General features: G+C 52.6%; 14 protein-coding genes. 11 read left to right on the top strand and 3 right to left on the bottom strand.

The genetic code is table 11. From position 1 onward, the window contains the following. Positions 1–170: 170 nt before the first annotated feature. Positions 171–833 (top strand): MarC family NAAT transporter, encoded by a 663-nt coding sequence (locus tag KE671_RS15415; protein WP_206163660.1) that lies wholly within the window; start codon positions 171–173, stop codon positions 831–833. A 35-nt stretch (positions 834–868) separates the two neighbouring features. On the opposite strand, the gene KE671_RS15410 is transcribed toward KE671_RS15415, so the two are convergent. Together KE671_RS15410 and ptrR are read right to left on the bottom strand one after the other, a co-directional pair. Continuing rightward, on the bottom strand, positions 869–2,065 hold the full coding sequence (locus KE671_RS15410) for a sugar transporter (RefSeq protein ID WP_206163659.1): 1,197 nt from the start codon (positions 2,063–2,065) through the stop codon (positions 869–871). Between the two features lie 93 nt (positions 2,066–2,158). Next, positions 2,159–3,019 carry a putrescine utilization regulator PtrR gene (ptrR, locus tag KE671_RS15405; protein WP_206163658.1) on the bottom strand — a complete coding sequence of 287 codons (861 nt, stop codon included), beginning with the start codon at positions 3,017–3,019 and terminating at the stop codon, positions 2,159–2,161. A 99-nt stretch (positions 3,020–3,118) separates the two neighbouring features. Here ptrR and sad point away from each other — a divergent pair, with 99 nt between their 5' ends. The 10 genes from sad (at position 3,119) to KE671_RS15355 (ending at position 16,206) form a co-directional block, all read left to right on the top strand. Further along, positions 3,119–4,507: a succinate-semialdehyde dehydrogenase gene (gene sad, locus KE671_RS15400; RefSeq protein ID WP_206163657.1), complete on the top strand. Its 1,389-nt coding sequence runs from the start codon at positions 3,119–3,121 to the stop codon at positions 4,505–4,507. 99 nt (positions 4,508–4,606) lie between these two features. Beyond that, positions 4,607–6,196 (top strand): methyl-accepting chemotaxis protein, encoded by a 1,590-nt coding sequence (locus KE671_RS15395; RefSeq protein ID WP_206163656.1) that lies wholly within the window; start codon positions 4,607–4,609, stop codon positions 6,194–6,196. Between the two features lie 62 nt (positions 6,197–6,258). After that, positions 6,259–7,185, top strand: a complete 927-nt coding sequence (glsB, locus tag KE671_RS15390; RefSeq protein ID WP_206163655.1) for a glutaminase B — start codon at positions 6,259–6,261, stop codon at positions 7,183–7,185. Then, positions 7,185–7,544, top strand: coding sequence for a DUF4186 domain-containing protein (locus KE671_RS15385; protein WP_206163654.1), 360 nt, complete (start codon positions 7,185–7,187; stop codon positions 7,542–7,544). Before glsB ends, KE671_RS15385 begins: the two co-directional genes overlap by 1 nt. Before the next feature lie 183 nt (positions 7,545–7,727). Next, a complete protein-coding gene (locus KE671_RS15380; protein WP_206163653.1) occupies positions 7,728–9,164 on the top strand; it encodes a sensor domain-containing diguanylate cyclase in 1,437 nt (478 codons plus the stop codon). Between the two features lie 75 nt (positions 9,165–9,239). Next, complete coding sequence (locus KE671_RS15375) at positions 9,240–9,767, top strand: GNAT family N-acetyltransferase (RefSeq protein WP_206163652.1); 528 nt, start codon at positions 9,240–9,242, stop codon at positions 9,765–9,767. Between the two features lie 106 nt (positions 9,768–9,873). Continuing rightward, positions 9,874–11,325, top strand: a complete 1,452-nt coding sequence (locus KE671_RS15370) for a tagaturonate reductase (RefSeq protein WP_206163651.1) — start codon at positions 9,874–9,876, stop codon at positions 11,323–11,325. A 206-nt stretch (positions 11,326–11,531) separates the two neighbouring features. Beyond that, the gene (locus KE671_RS15365) at positions 11,532–12,446 is read left to right on the top strand and encodes a bestrophin family protein (protein WP_206163650.1); all 915 of its coding nucleotides are present in this window, start codon (positions 11,532–11,534) and stop codon (positions 12,444–12,446) included. A gap of 223 nt (positions 12,447–12,669) precedes the next feature. Further along, positions 12,670–15,459: an autotransporter outer membrane beta-barrel domain-containing protein gene (locus KE671_RS15360; RefSeq protein ID WP_206163649.1), complete on the top strand. Its 2,790-nt coding sequence runs from the start codon at positions 12,670–12,672 to the stop codon at positions 15,457–15,459. Between the two features lie 264 nt (positions 15,460–15,723). Then, entirely contained in the window at positions 15,724–16,206 is a 483-nt protein-coding gene (locus tag KE671_RS15355; protein ID WP_206163648.1) for a CaiF/GrlA family transcriptional regulator, read from the top strand. 2 nt (positions 16,207–16,208) lie between these two features. Here the strand turns inward: KE671_RS15355 and tam are convergent, their stop codons facing one another. Then, positions 16,209–16,967: a trans-aconitate 2-methyltransferase gene (tam, locus tag KE671_RS15350; RefSeq protein ID WP_206163716.1), complete on the bottom strand. Its 759-nt coding sequence runs from the start codon at positions 16,965–16,967 to the stop codon at positions 16,209–16,211. Between the last annotated feature and the right edge of the window lie 61 nt (positions 16,968–17,028).

Below are 17,028 nucleotides of genomic sequence, written 5' to 3'. Positions count from 1 at the left end.
TTGCTAAAAGAGAAAAGACCCGCGCCATATCACATTTTATTTTGTTAATGATAATTACTAGTTATCTATCTGGCCGCTAACGAATGCTTACAGCACCAGAATGGCTAACGTCATGGTTTTCCACTTATACTTGCCGCTAACCAATGAGTGAAACAGGAATGACGGCCAATATGATGGATTTGTTTAAAGCAATAGGGCTGGGGCTGGTGGTGATTCTCCCTCTGGCGAATCCGCTGACGACCGTCGCGTTGTTTCTCGGTCTGGCCGGGAACATGAACAGCGCAGAACGAAATCACCAGTCGCTAATGGCATCGGTTTACGTGTTTGCCATCATGATGGTGGCCTATTATGCGGGCCAACTGGTGATGAATACCTTCGGCATCTCCATTCCGGGTCTGCGTATTGCCGGGGGATTAATTGTGGCTTTCATTGGTTTCCGCATGCTGTTTCCACAGCAAAAAGTACATGAGTCGCCTGAGGCGCGAAGTAAGTCGGAAGAACTGGAAGACGAGCCGACCGCCAATATCGCCTTTGTGCCGCTGGCAATGCCAAGCACGGCGGGTCCGGGCACCATTGCGATGATTATCAGCTCCGCCTCCACGGTACGTCACGGAACGGATTTTCCTGACTGGGTGATTACCGTCGCGCCGCCGATCATTTTTGCCCTGGTGGCGGTGATCCTGTGGGGATGCCTGCGCAGTTCCGGGGCGATTATGCGGCTGGTGGGCAAGGGCGGCATTGAAGCGATATCTCGCCTGATGGGCTTTTTGTTGGTCTGTATGGGCGTGCAGTTCATTATTAACGGTGTGCTGGAAATTATAAAAACCTACTGATAAAAAAAGCCCGGTCGGGATGACCGGGCTTCCTGTCAGGAATGCTGTGGCTGCTCTTCCAGTGAGACCGGCCATTTGCGGAAGATGATGACCGACCAGATAAGCGCGGCAAGGGCCGGGACGGCGCCCACATAGCCAATCGTTGACATTGACCAGTGCAGACTCACCTGATTTCCTACCAGCGCACCCGCGCCAATGCCAATATTGAAAATACCGGAAAACAGCGCCATCGCCACATCCGTGGCGTCCGGGGCCAGCGCCAGCACTTTCACCTGCATCCCGAGGCCAATCACCATGATGGCAATCCCCCAGAAAATACTCAGGACAGCCAGATGAGATTCACTGTCAGCGGCAGGAAACAGCAGCACCAGACAGACCAGCAGCAGCGAGATGGCGCCGCTGATGAGCGCCGACGCGTGGCGATTGCCGAGCTTACCAAAAATAATACTGCCGATAATACCCGCGCCGCCCAGAATCAGTAACAGTACTGTGGCGAAGTTCGCGCTCAGCCCGGCAACAGTTTGCACAAACGGTTCGATATAGCTGTAGGCGGTGTAGTGCGCTGTCACCACGACCACCGTCAACAGATAGAGGCACATCAGCGCCGGGCGGCGGAACAGCAACGGCAGACTTTTCAGCGAGCCGGAGTGTTCACTTGGCAACGTCGGCAGCAGCTTGATCAGGCAAATCAGGGTAATTAGTGCCCCCATCCCGATGGCGAAGAAGGTCGTTCGCCAGCCAAAATACTGACCAACAATACGACCGAGCGGTAAGCCCAGCACCATCGCCAGCGCCGTTCCGGTGGCGAGTAAACTTAACGCCTGAGCGCGTTTGCCTGCCGGGGCAAGGCGGATCGCCAGTGAGGCGGTTATCGACCAGAAGATTGCGTGGGCAAAGGCAATCCCGATGCGGCTTATCACCAGCACGGTGAAATTCCACGCCAGAAACGAGAGCACATGGCTGGCGATAAACAGCACAAACAGGCAAATTAGCAGCTTACGCCGCTCAACCTGACTCGTTAGCAACATGAACGGCAGAGACAGCAGCGCGACAACCCAGGCGTAGATTGTCAGCATGATCCCGACCTGTGCGGTCTGCATTGCAAAACTCTGTGCGATGTCGGAAAGCAGTCCCACGGGGACAAATTCGGTGGTATTGAAAATAAACGCAGCAATAGCCAGCGTAACGACCCGTAACCACGCGACTTTGCGGGAAACCGTTTGAGTTGTCATAAAAATGAATCGGTTCGTTGCGAAAAGGAGAGGATGAGATCTTAAAACGTTTACTGATGAAAAGACAACCGTTTTGTGATTCAGATCTCGTTTTTAGCCCTGTTCCGTCAACAGTTCAATGAACGCTTCCAGTTGCCGCATCTTCGCGCCGCGCCGCCAGACCAGCCAGGTCGTTAGCCAGCGCCAGTTCCCGGCCAGCGGCCAGGCGTCCACCTGCTGATGTCCAGGCATACTTTCCAGCATCGAACGGGGGATCAGCGCGATACCGGCACCGGCAATCACACAAGCCAGCATGCCATGATAGGACTCCATTTCGTGGATCGTGCCCGGCATTGCCCGGTCGGCATGAAACCAGCTTTCGAAATGGCGACGATAGGAACAGTTGGCGCGAAAGGCGTAAATGTTACTACCGTTGACCTCGCTGGCACATGTCACCGGCGCATGACCTCGCGGCGTGACCACCATCATCTCTTCCTGATACACCGGCATCCCTTCAAGACCGGGGTGGGTAATCGGTCCGTCCACAAAGGCAGCATTGAGATGACCTTCAAGCACGCCATCCAGCATGTTGCCAGAGGGGCCAGTCGCCAGAGAGAACTGGATTTTGGGGTATCGCTGATTGTAGCGGGCAAGCGTGGCCGGTATGCGCACAGCGGCCGTGCTCTCCAGCGCGCCCAGCGCAAAGAGTCCCTGGGGTTCATCGCCCGCGACGACCATGCGCGCCTCGTCAACCAGCGCGAGGATCTGCTGACTGTAGCGCAGAAAGTTATGCCCGGCCGGGGAAAGCCGCAGACGCTGGTTCTCACGTATGAACAGATCGACACCAAGATCGGCCTCCAGTTGGCGAATACGGGTGGTGAGATTGGAAGGAACACGATGCACCTTCGCCGCTGCCTGGGTGATACTGCCCGTTTCGGCGACCGCGTTAAACATCTCCAGTTGGGTCAGATCCATGATTTTCTCTCTTTGTGAATAACCTGGTTAATATTATTCATTTTCAGGAAAGAGTAAACGCGTCCATGATGATGACATCTGGAACGACGGAGAGACTGTATGACGATTTCATCGGCAACCCATGCCATTTCCATCAACCCTTACAATGGCGAACACCTTTCTGCGCTGCCGTGGGCGGCGGCTCAGGAGATCGAGCTGGCGCTAGGGCTTGCGGCTGCGGGATATCACGGCTGGAAGCAAACTTCGGTGGCATATCGGGCGCAGAAATTACGCGACATCGGCCACGCCTTGCGCCTGCGTGGCGAAGAGATGGCGCAGTGCATTACCCGCGAGATGGGCAAACCGATTAAACAGTCACGTGCGGAAGTCGCCAAATCGGCGGCGCTGTGTGACTGGTATGCCGAACACGGCCCGGCGATGCTGGAAGTCGAACCGACACAGGTGGAAAACGCCCAGGCGGTGATTGAGTATCGTCCGTTAGGGACCATTCTGGCGGTCATGCCGTGGAACTTTCCGCTGTGGCAGGTGCTGCGTGGCGCGGTGCCGATTTTACTGGCCGGGAATGGGTATCTGCTTAAGCCTGCGCCCAACGTCATTGGCTGTGCGCAACTTATAAGCCAGGTCTTTGCCGACGCAGCGATCCCCGCTGGCGTCTACGGCTGGCTGAATGCGGATAATCAGGGCGTCAGCATGTTGATTAACGATGCGCGCATTGCGGCCGTGACGGTGACCGGTAGCGTCCGTGCCGGGGCGGCTATTGGCGCTCAGGCCGGTGCGGCGCTGAAAAAATGTGTGCTGGAACTGGGGGGTTCCGATCCGTTTATTGTCCTTAACGATGCGGATTTGGATTTGGCGGTGAGGGCGGCAGTGGCCGGACGCTATCAGAATAGCGGGCAGGTTTGCGCGGCGGCGAAACGCTTTATCCTTGAAGAGGGGATCGCAGAATGCTTTATCGAGCGCTTTGTGGCGGCGGCAGGCGCGTTGAAGCAGGGCGATCCGCTGGCGGAGGAGACCGAACTCGGACCGATGGCGCGAGCTGACCTGCGCGACGAGTTGCATCAGCAGGTGCAGGCTACGATTGCCGAGGGCGCTCAGCTATTGCTTGGCGGTGAGAAGCCTTCCATTGGCGGGAACTATTATCCGGCCACCGTGTTGACGAACGTGACTCCAGAGATGACCGCATTTCGCGAAGAACTTTTCGGGCCGGTTGCGGCGATCGCTGTGGCGAAGAGTGCTGAACATGCGCTGGAACTGGCGAATTGCAGTGACTTTGGTCTGTCGGCAACCCTTTTTACCGCTGATGAAGCCCTGGCACTGGAGATGGCGGCGCGTCTGGAATGCGGCGGTGTCTTTATCAATGGTTTTAGCGCCAGCGATGCCCGGGTAGCGTTTGGTGGGGTGAAGAAGAGCGGTTTTGGGCGTGAACTTTCGCATTTTGGTCTGCATGAATTCTGTAATGTGCAGACGGTCTGGAAGAATCGACGCTAATCTTTCTGGCGCTGCGGCGCGCCTTGTCACAATTCTGCCATAGTTTTGTCATTTACGCTTCGTAGACTCGCGTTTAACGTGTTGATACTGAAGAATATTATGAACTTAACTCAAACTTTACGTCACCTTGCGCGCCGTTTTCTGCCTCAGCAGTTTGGCCTGTTGACCGGGATCTTTTGCATTATCGCGCTGTTTTCCGTGCTGCAAATGACGTCGTCACTGATGCTGTCGATTTCGGTTAGCCAGGCCCGGGAAAATGAACAGCGTAACCAGCAGGCGTTGCGTCAGCAGACAACAGTCGAAGAGGCGCGGATTGCGCTTCTGACGGCGAGCGATCTGCTCAACCGGGCGGGAGTCTACTTTATGCAGGACGCCGCTACGGGTTCTGAAGGCAGTTGGCAGCCGTTGATCGACGAAGCCCGGCAGGCGTTAACCCAGTCTGGTGTGGCGTGGCAGGCATGGCGCGAGATGAACCCGCAGGCGGACGAAGGGCTGGTCGACAGTTATCTGCGCTTCAGTGGTGGTATCCAGGAACAGGTGACAGGGCTAAGCCAGACGCAGTCGATCGATGCGTTCTTTGCCGTGCCCATTCAGGCGTTTCAGTCCGACTTCAATGATAACTATGCCAGAGTGCAAAAGGTTAATGCACAGGCGCGAGAAAGCGGACGACAGCAACTGCTGGATCATCTACTCGATCTCCAGCATCTGTTCCTGCTACTTCCGGTGATGCTGCTGGTCATTGCAGTTGCGGTCTGGTGGGGAATGTCGCGCTGGGTAATTTCTCCGCTACGTCGGCTGATTGCGCATATCGATATTCTGGCGGCGGGCGATCTCTCACAACCGCTTCCCGTCGTACCCGGCTCCAGTCGGGAAGTGTCACAACTTCACGTGCGTATTGGCGCGATGCAGCAGGGGTTACGTGAGCTGGTCCAGCAGGTCAGTGAGGCAACGACGGCGATGGCCGACAATATCGAAAGGCTCGCGCAGAACAATACGCGCCTGTATCAGCAGTCGGCGAAACAGAACGAAGAGTTAAATAACGTCACCTCGCACATTTCTGTGCTGGAAACGCACGTTGAAGATAACAGCGGGTTTGCCCAACTGGCGAATCAGCGGGCGGCGGAAGCCCGCGCCATTGCGGCTGGCGGTGACCGAATGATGGATACCGTGAATCGTTCAATGCAGGCGATTGTGACGCGCTCGGCGGAGATGCGCGGGATTATTGCGCTGATTGATAACGTCGCCTTCCAGACTAACATTCTGGCGCTGAACGCGGCTATTGAAGCTGCCCATGCTGGCGAGCAGGGACGCGGCTTTGCGGTGGTGGCCCGAGAGGTGGGACTGTTGGCACGTAAGAGCAGTCAGTCCACGCAGGATATTCAGGCGCTGATCTATCACTCCTTACAGGGGATTGAAGAAGGGTCGAGCGCGGTGACACGGCTGGAAGAGAATTTACAGCAGGTTATCGCGCTGGTGGAAAATCTGGGAGCCTCGCTGAATGATATTTCAGCCGCGACGTTGCATCAGGGAACCCGGATCCATCAGATGACGCGTCAGCTACAGGTGCTGAACCTGGTTGCCCGCGATACCCGCGAACTGGTAGACACGGCATCGGCCTCCTCGCAGCAGTTGCATAATGAATCTCACCAGTTGATTCACGCCGTGGCGAGATTCCGACTTCCGGCCTGACGTGAGTATTCCGCTCTGCTATACTCGCAGCCCTTTTCAGACCGGCAGGCAAGGAGCGTGGTGTGGCAATCACCCTGGACAATTCAATTTTAGAGACCATTCTGGCGGAGGTTCGCCCGCTGATTGGTCAGGGCAAGGTGGCGGATTATATTCCTGCACTGGCCTCGGTTGAGGGTTCCCGTCTGGGTATTGCGATTTGCACGGTAGACGGTCAGCTCTGGCAGGCCGGGGATGCGACTGAACGCTTCTCCATTCAGTCGATTTCAAAGGTGCTTAGTCTGGTGGTGGCGATGCGCCACTATTCAGAGGATGAGATCTGGCAACGGGTGGGGAAAGATCCGTCCGGTTCGCCGTTTAATTCGCTGGTGCAGTTAGAAATGGAGTACGGTATTCCACGTAATCCGTTTATTAATGCCGGGGCGCTGGTCGTCTGCGATATGTTACAGGGGCGACTCAGTGCACCGCGTCAGCGTATGCTGGAAGTGGTTCGCGCACTGAGCGGCGTGCCAGATATTGCTTATGATGCCGTGGTAGCCCGTTCGGAGTTCGAGCATTCCGCCCGCAATGCCGCTATTGCCTGGCTGATGAAATCATTCGGCAATTTTCATCATGATGTTACGACGGTTCTGCAAAACTATTTTCATTACTGTGCGCTGAAAATGAGCTGTGTGGAACTGGCGAAGACGTTTGTCTTTCTGGCGAACCAGGGGAAAGCGTTTCATCTTGATGAACCCGTGGTAACGCCGCTGCAGGCGCGACAGATTAATGCATTGATGGCGACCAGCGGTATGTATCAGAACGCCGGGGAATTTGCGTGGCGCGTCGGCCTGCCCGCAAAATCAGGCGTGGGTGGGGGAATTGTGGCGATAGTGCCGCATGAGATGGCGATTGCCGTGTGGAGCCCGGAACTGGATCCGACCGGTAATTCGCTGGCGGGTATCGCCGCCCTGGAACAGCTTACCCAACGATTAGGACGCTCAGTTTACTGATGAACAGGTTTGATCCGCTTTTTGCCCGACTGTCTCGTTCGCCGTTTCGCTCCCGTTTTCGTCTGGGTACGAAAGAGAGACAGTATTGCTGGGACAAAGGGGCAGAGGTGATTGACAGGCATGCTGCGGATTTTGTGGCAAAGCGACTTGCTCCAGCCCTACCGGTCAATGACGGCAAACAAACGCCGATGCGCGGTCATCCTGTCTTTATCGCTCAACATGCCACGGCGACCTGCTGCCGCGGCTGTCTTGCCAAATGGCATAATATCGCTCAGGGTCAGCCGTTAAGCGATGAGCAACAACAGTATGTGGTCGCTGTTATCCATCACTGGTTGGTGATCCAAATGAATAAACTGTAATAATTAAACGGTTACGTTAATCCCTTAAAATAAGCAGGGTTTATTGCTGTTGGATTTAACAAATAAAAATGTTAACGCGGCGGGAGCACTGCTATCTTTGAGAATAAATCATGCTATTCTCTTTAATATTATAACCCATAAGCAGAGATAATTGCCGACGGCAATTATATGGATAGATATTTAATGCACGCACTCCGTATCCCTCCTTTCCGGTTGTTTCAGGAAGGTCATCCACTGCGTAATGCCAGCGCTATTTTCGCGTTAACGACACTGTTTTACTTTATTGGTGCGGAACTGCGTCTGGTGCATGAACTTTCTCTGTTCTGGCCGCTCAACGGCGTGATTGCCGGGGTTTTTGCGCGCTATGTCTGGCTAAATAAACTGCATTATTATGCCGTCAGCTACGTTGCAATGCTGGGCTATGATGCGATCACCACCGAGTGGGGCTCGGCGTCGTTAGTCATTAATCTTTCCAACATGGTTTTTATCGTAATTGTCGCTCAGTTGGTGATCCGCGATAAACGACTGGGGAAAAATAAATACGAGCCCATCAGTGCGTTACGGTTATTTAATTACTGTCTGATTGCGGCGCTGTTCTGCGCAATAATTGGCGCGATGGGTTCTGTTGGCATCGATCGACTGTCATTCTGGCCACTGGTGGCTGACTGGTTTAGTGAACAATTCTCGACCGGGGTGCTGATTGTGCCCTGTATGTTGACGCTGGGTATACCGGGTGCGGTAAAACGCTTCAGGGCTGAACAGCTAATGCCAGTGGCGGCGTTAATTATCTCGGTACTGGCCTCGGTCATTATTGGGGGAGCCGGAAGCCTGGCCTTTCCGCTGCCGGCGCTAATCTGGTGCGCGGTGCGCTATACCCCGCAGGTTACCTGTCTGCTGACCTTTATTACCGGCGCCGTTGAAATTGTGCTGGTGGCAAATTCGATTATCAATATCGCGGTGGCGTCACCGCTATCGACGCCGCAGATGTTCTCTGCGCGACTGGGAATTGCCACGATGGCGATTTGCCCCATTATGGTTTCGGTCAGCGTGGCGGCGATTAATTCCTTGATGAAGCAGGTTTCACTGCGCGCCGATTTCGATTTTCTCACCCATGTCTATTCACGTTCCGGACTCTATGAAGCGCTGAAGCGTCAGGCGTATCCGCACTCGCAGCATATTACCGTTATGCTGCTGGATATCGACTATTTCAAGAGCATTAATGACAATTTCGGTCATGAATGTGGCGATCGGGTGCTTAGCGTATTTGCGCAGCGTATTCAGCAGATTATCGGCGACCGGGGACTGGTGGCGCGTATGGGAGGGGAAGAGTTTGCCGTTGTGGTTCCCTCAAAGCATCCCGAAGAGGGTATGCAGCTGGCGGAAAATATTCGCCACGCTGTCGCTCATGAGCCCTTCACCTGGAACCAGCAGAACATCTATCTGACAGTGAGCATTGGCCTTGGTAATGGCAGTATTGGCGCCCATTTGCTGACAGAGGTGTTCAACAAATTGTTAGTTGAAGCGGACGAGTGTCTTTACCGTTCGAAGAAAGAAGGCCGTAATCGTACCAGCGACCGGCGAACAGACAAGGCCATCTTCGCTGAAAGCGATCTGGCATAACAATATCCTATGTCACCCGCTGTTGTGTTATCACAATGTTGATTGCATGGTGTTGTCTCACTTTAAGGAGACAACATGCCCCCATCAAAACCCTGTTATGTACTGGATGCAGCCGCCATCGAAGCAAGAATCGATGAGCTTTGTGATGTCCTGATCGACTGCGTTGCACGTGGCGCATCGGTCAGTTTTCTTTTACCGTTTACACAGTCAAAAGCACGTGTGTTCTGGCATGATGTCGCGCAAAGCGCAGGCAGAGGGGAGCGCGTTGTTCTTGCAGTCGATAACCCTTCAGGCGTGATTGTCGGCACGGTGCAACTCATTCTTCAGCAACCGGAAAACCAACCTCATCGCGCTGACGTGGCAAAACTGCTCGTTCATTCCAGCGCGCGTCGCCAGGGATTAGCCCGTCAGCTGATGATGGCGCTGGAAACATGCGCAGTACAGCAGCAAAAAACGCAGCTGGTGCTGGATACCGCAACGGGAAGCGATGCTGAGTTGTTCTACCACTCTTGCGGTTGGCTCAAAGCCGGTGAGATCCCCGATTATGCGCTGATGCCCGATGGAAAGCTGACAGGGACCACGCTTTTCTATAAATCTCTATAAATAGTTGTCATGAATTGATCAAAACAGGGTTTTACTCTCGAAAAGTTTTGCTAACCTGTTCTACCAATTTAATCAGGTTGTATGACTAATCGAAAGGGAACCCATTGTGAAAACACTTAACCGTCGCGATTTTCCCGGTGCTCACTATCCTGAACGCATCATTCAGTTTGGTGAAGGTAACTTCCTTCGCGCCTTTGTTGACTGGCAAGTTGATCTACTGAATGAACATACCGATCTGAATTCTGGTGTGGTCATTGTTCGACCTATCGAAAGTACATTCCCACCGTCACTCAGTACGCAGGATGGCCTTTACACGACAATCATTCGTGGTTTGAATGAACAGGGCGAAGCCGTCAGCGATGCTCGTTTGATTCGTTCGGTAAATCGTGAAATTAGCGTTTACGGTGATTACGATGCGTTCCTGAAACTGGCGCACAATCCTGAGATGCGTTTTGTATTCTCTAACACCACGGAAGCGGGCATCAGCTATCATGCCGGTGATAAATTTGATGATGCGCCAGCGGTCAGTTATCCGGCGAAACTGACGCGTCTGTTGTTTGAACGCTACAGTCATTTCAACGGCGCGCAGGATAAAGGCTGGATCATCATCCCTTGCGAACTGATTGATTATAATGGTGATGCGCTGCGTGAACTTGTGCTGCGCTATGCTCAAGAGTGGGCACTGCCTGCGGCTTTTGTCACCTGGCTGGATCAGGCCAACGTCTTCTGCTCCACGCTGGTGGACCGAATCGTCACGGGCTACCCGCGCGATGAAGCGGCGCAACTGGAAGCCGACCTGGGCTATCACGACGCTTTCCTCGATACCGCCGAACATTTCTACCTGTTTGTCATTCAGGGGCCGAAATCACTGGCCACAGAACTGCGTCTCGACAAATATCCGCTTAACGTTCTGATTGTGGATGATATTAAGCCGTATAAAGAGCGTAAAGTCGCCATCCTTAACGGCGCGCACACCGCGCTGGTACCGGTGGCATTTCAGGCCGGACTGGATACCGTCGGTGAGGCGATGAATGACACAGAGATTTGTGCCTTCGTCGAAAAAGCGATTTATGAGGAGATCATCCCGGTTCTCGATCTGCCGCGTGATGAACTGGAATCATTTGCCAGTGCGGTAACCGGACGCTTTCGCAACCCGTACATCAAGCACCAACTACTGTCGATTGCGCTTAACGGGATGACTAAATTCCGTACCCGTATTCTTCCGCAGTTGCTGGCAGGGCAGAAGGCGAGCGGAAAACTGCCGGCTCGTCTGACTTTCGCGTTAGCCGCTTTGATTGCTTTCTATCGCGGTGAGCGTAACGGAGAGGCTTACCCGGTTCAGGATGACGCGCACTGGATCACCCGTTTCCAACAGCTCTGGAGCCAACATGGCGATCGTCAGATCACGACTCAGCAGCTTGTGAATGATGTTCTGGCGGTAGAAGCGCACTGGGAACAGGACCTGACGAAAGTCACGGGGTTGGTTGAGCAGGTGACTGCCGATCTCGATGCCATTCTGTCAAAAGGCATGCGTGAAGCGGTGAAGCCGCTGTGCTAACACAGTGACCCGGCTAAAGCCGGGTTTTTTATACCATCATTATAGTTACAACATACAACATGATTAATAAAATATACCCGCAGTAACACCTGTGCATAAAAAGGTCAGTCAACGCCTGACAGGTGACAACGTCACGCGCAATGGACTTGAATGTTTGATCCAGATCACGTTTAATAGCGGGATTCGTCTCTTTCCAGAAAATCGTCATGATTGTTCGTCCTCAGCAGCATTGGCTGCGCCTGATCTTCGTCTGGCACGGCTCTGTACTGGCAAAAATTTCTTCCCGCTTATTGCTCAACTTCCTGCTGTCTATTGCCGTGATTGTCCTGCTTCCGTGGTATACGATGCTGGGCATCAAATTTACCCTCGCACCGTTCAGCATTCTCGGCGTGGCGATCGCTATCTTTCTGGGCTTTCGCAATAATGCCTGTTATTCACGTTATGTCGAGGCGCGTCAACTCTGGGGACAACTGATGATCGCGTCTCGTTCGTTGTTGCGGGAAGTCAAAACGGTTTTACCGGACGATCGCGAGTTAGGGCAGTTTGTCCGGCTGCAAATCGCCTTCGCACACTGTCTGCGTATGACGCTGCGGCGCAAACCGCAGGCAGAGTCGTTAGCGAAGTATCTTAGCGCGGAAGATCTGCAGCGCGTGTTTGCCTCTCACTCTCCGGCAAACCGCATTTTGCTGATAATGGGAGAATGGCTGGCAACACGTCGCCGCGACGGGCAACTTTCGGATATCCTGTTTCATAGTTTAAACAATCGATTGAATGACATGTCCGCCGTTCTTGCCGGCTGCGAAAGAATTGCCAATACGCCGGTGCCGTTTGCCTATACGCTAATTCTCCATCGCACCGTTTACCTTTTTTGCATCATGCTGCCTTTTGCCCTGGTGGTCGATTTGCATTATATGACGCCTTTTATTTCGGTACTCATCTCCTACACCTTCATTTCTCTGGACGCCCTGGCAGAAGAGCTGGAGGATCCGTTTGGCACAGAAAATAATGATTTACCTCTTGATGCCATCTGCAACGCAATCGAAATCGACCTCCTGCAAATGAATGATGAATCGGCTATTCCGCCAAAACTGATGCCGGATAAGCACTACCAACTGACGTGAAAGTAAGGAATCTTCCAGTAAATGAACGACAGACTGTGCGTGTCAATGCACTAATGCCACTTTTTAGGATTATCTTATTACTGATGATTGAATTTCAGATAATGGCCACATAATTTCTGTACGATCATAAATATCTCTTGATAAGGGACTTAAGGCGTTCTTAAAACATCCGCATGCCATCAGCGCATATCAGGATGTTAAACGATGATCAGGAGGATTATCTATGAACGCTATTCACTCAGGAATGAACACAACCCCACGCGTCGATATAAAGAAGCCGACGCCATCACTATTATCAATAAAGTCTCTGTCACCATTGCCGGTTATTCAGGGACTGTTACTTGCCTCCACCGGTCTTATTGCCCCGACAAGTCTGTTAGCAGAAGAGATACGCTGCGAAAGTGAATCGGCAACCTATTGTGTTGAGAAAAAGCTTAAAACGGCAAATAACGTTATGGGGATCTGGACGCCCACAGCCCCAAACAGTAGTGTTCTTATTAACAATAATGACCAGGTGATTTTATCTGCCGAAGAGAATGACGAACCGGGTTGGCGTGAGTTTGGCTCCCTGACAGTCGGCAAAGGAACAAAAGGCGAACTTACAATAATCGGGCGTACCATTAAATCATTAACAGGCACCATTGGTGATGCTACCGCCGGTATTGTGACGTTAACTACAGGTGCGCAATGGGATCTAAGCGGCAAGAATTTGTTTGTGGGTAAAAATGACGGCGATGGGACATTAACTGTTAAAGAGGGAAGTCAGATCTCTAATATTGGCGAACTGCGTATTGGTGAGTATTATGCTGATGCAAAAGGACTGACTACGATTGAAGGTGATAACTCGTCGATCAACTCCGGTTGGGCTGTTGTGGGCGATCAAGCACAGGGCCGACTGGATATTTTAAATGGTGGACAACTCTCTGTGCGTAACCATATGAACATTGGCTATGTCGGAAAGACGTTAAACACAATTCGCAAAGGAAACGGCGTCGTCAATGTCGATGGAGGAAATTCTCTTTTAGAGGTTGGTACATCACTTATTTTGGGAGGGGTTGATGTCAATCCAAATGATGCCAAAGGCGAACTCAATATCAGTAATGGCGGCAAAGTTAAGGCAGGGGATAGAATCAGGCTCGGTATTGGGACAGGAAGTACCGCTACAATTAATATCGGTGGCAAACCCGGCGAAACCGCGCAAAAAGCGGGATATATCGACACGCCGCTCATTATTCTGAGTAACATAAATCAAAATATCAGTACAGCAACCCTGAACTTTAACCACACCAGCGATGATTATTCTGTGAATGCATCAGTTGTAGGCTATGGTAATGTAAACCACAGTGGGCCGGGCACAACGCAACTGAACGGCGATAATCGTTATACCGGAAATACTCACATCAGTCGCGGAACACTCAGCGCCGGAAGCGTTACAGGTTTTAGCCCGAATTCTGATTTCGCCGTCGGGGAAGGTGCCACACTCGATCTAAACGGTTACAGTCAGACTATTCAGTCACTTCAGCTTAGCGGGAGGCTGAGCTTTGGCAATCCGTTGGCCAACCGTGATGCTCTGGCGCTGTCCAGCAGCGTCTTGACGGTCAGCGGCGATTATGCCAGTGACAATGGTTTACTGATCCTGAACACCACACAGAATCAAGTACAGCAAAAGCCCGTGGTTAACCAGCTTAATGTTTCAGGAAACACGGCAGGAACAACCCGGGTCGTGTTGCGGGAATTAGGCAGTGCCGCGATTGGTGATTTGAACGGTACGCGAGTAGTCCAGGTTGCAGGGGATTCAGCGGGGGAATTTGTTGCCCAAAACCGTCTGGTTGCCGGCGGGTATGACTACGCGCTTTTGCGCGGCGTTAAAAGTGAAAATGACGACGGGATCATGGATTCCAACCACTGGTATCTGGTCAATACCTGGGCGCCAATTGACGATACGGATCCGACAGATGATCCTGACCCGATTATCGAACCGGAAGAAGGTGATCAGAAGCCCTTGCCTGCGCCATCCCCTGGCGTCGAGCGCTCATCCGCTGCGGTGATGCGCCCGGAAATGGGGGCCTACCTGGCAAACCGCAGGGCGGCTAACACCCTGTTTGTTACCCGTTTGCACGATCGGTTAGGTGAAACGCAGTATATCGATCCGTTCACTGGGGAAACGCGTGTCACCAGTCTGTGGTTACGTAATGTTGGCGGGCATACTCGTTTTCATGACCGTTCCGGGCAGTTAAGCAGCCAGAGTAATCGTTATGTGGTACAAATTGGCGGCGATCTGGCTCAGTGGAGTTCCGGTCTGGAGGATCGCTGGCATCTTGGTGTCATGACTGGTTATGCCAACAGTCAGAGCAATACCCGCTCATCTTTATCCCATTATCGTGCCGACGGCACGGTTTCGGGTTACAGCGCAGGCTTGTATGCAACCTGGTATGCTGATAACCCCGCGAAGGAAGGGACCTGGCTCGACGCATGGGTGCTCTACAACTGGTTTGATAACACGGTGCGCGGAGAATCTCTGGCGGAAGAACGCTATCGCTCGAAAGGAATAACCGCGTCTCTTGAGATGGGGCATACCGTTAAACTGGCTGAACAACCGCGACGGAGTTACTGGTTGCAACCGCAAGCACAGCTAATCTGGATGGGCGTATCTGCCGACGATCACCGTGAAGATAACGGCACATGGGTGCGGGATAAAGGGAAGGGTAATCTACAAAGTCGTCTTGGAGTAAAAGCCTTTATGCAGGGCTATTCTGTTCGCGACAAAGGTAAAGATCGACACTTTCAGCCTTTTGTTGAATTGAACTGGCTGCATAATACGCGTAATGATGCGATCTCAATGAATGAGATCAGTGGCTCGGTTGATGGAGCGAAAAATATTGCAGAGCTCAGAACGGGCGTTGAGGCAAAAATAAATTCGCGCTTGCATCTGTGGGGAAATATTGGTCAGCAGATTGGCAGTGAGGGATTTAGCGATACCCAGGCAGTGCTTGGTCTGAAGCTGCTCTTTTAACGCATAAACCCGCGCATTCTGCAGAATGCGCGGGGATGTCTTTAACACCAACAGCTCCCTGAGCTATTAACGAAAAGTGTGAATTAATAGACTGCATCACTCTATTACCTGACGAATAACGCAGGAAACCTCCGTTACAAGGTAATTAAAGTGATTTATCGCAGTCGCGTTGAGATCAAATAAATCCACTCTATTTGCGTGATAAATGTATTGGACACTTTTAATCCACCTGATAGTCAGGCCAAACGTTATCAAGGGAACGCGATGTTTATTAATCTATCGTCCTCCACCACGAAAAGACGCGTGGAGCACCGTTTTCACATGCCCGAAGAAATCCAGCATTTAGGGGAAATGCCGCTGTTCAGAGCCGTTGCCTGGTGGGGATTTTTGCGCAATAAGGAGTTTTCGCGCAATGACGTAAGCCAGGCATTTCATATTGACCTGCGCCGGGCCAGCGGGATACTGCATTATCTCTGTCACCGCCACGATAAACGCGACATCGAATTCAGCGTTCGCAAGACGGCAGTGCGGGGCGGACATTGTCAGCTATTAGTCAAAATACACTCTCCAGCGACGGCAGCAATCTTAACGGCGCCGTCTTCCAAAGTGGCACCTGCAACTCGTCAGGTAAAGAAGAGTACCGCAATGGACGATCGTCAGCTTTCACAATGGCTATTATCACGGCCGACAGGGAATAATAAAGCGAAGCTGGCCGCCTGGAAAGCAGCCTGTCCGCTGAGAGAGTGAGATCAGGACTGGCGGCGCGCAACCAGAAACAGGCGGGGAAAGGCCAGTAGTATCTGGTTATCTTCCTGAAGCGGGTATTGCTCTTGTAGCAGTTGATGATAGCGATTCAGGAACCGTTGCCGCTCGTGTTCATTCAGGTCCTGCAGCCAGGGCCGTAAACCTGTCGCGCTGACCCAGTCAATAATCGCCTGATGGGAACGCATCTTGTGATAATAGGTCGTGCGCCAGATGTCAACGTCGCATCCCGCCTCGCTCAGAATGTCGTAATAGGCGTGAACGCCGGGTAGGGGGTCGCGACCACGATTCGGATAATCCTGTTCATAGGCCACCTCACGCATCAAAACGTGCGAAGGCTCCAGCCAGTTATCTGGCATTTGCACAGCCAGAATGCCGTCAACGTTTAGCAGGGCGACGAGCCGGGGAAACAGATCATAATGATCGGGGATCCACTGCAAAGAGGCATTTGCGTAAATGACATCGGGCGGAGTGATAGGCTGAAACTGACGAATATCCGCTTCAACGAAATGACAATTTGGTAAGGCCTTTCGCGCCTCATCCAGCATCGCCGGGGAGGTATCAACGCCGGTGATACTCGCGCCAGGCCAGCGCTGTTGCAACAGCGTCGTACTGTTACCAGGTCCGCAGCCCAAATCAACCACAGAAGAGACATGCTCAAGTTGAATTCTGGCCAGCAGCTCAGCGGCGGGTCTTGAGCGTTCTGCACCGTACCGCATATATAACGCCGGATTCCAGTCGGACATCATCAATTCTCCCGTTATTGGTTGGCTAAGCGAGCACAAGGTATGAACTATACTAGTTTAG

It is taken from the genome of Citrobacter amalonaticus, from assembly GCF_018252635.1.
Lineage (GTDB): Bacteria > Pseudomonadota > Gammaproteobacteria > Enterobacterales > Enterobacteriaceae > Citrobacter_A > Citrobacter_A amalonaticus_E.
This window is presented reverse-complemented; position numbering and strand designations above follow the sequence as displayed.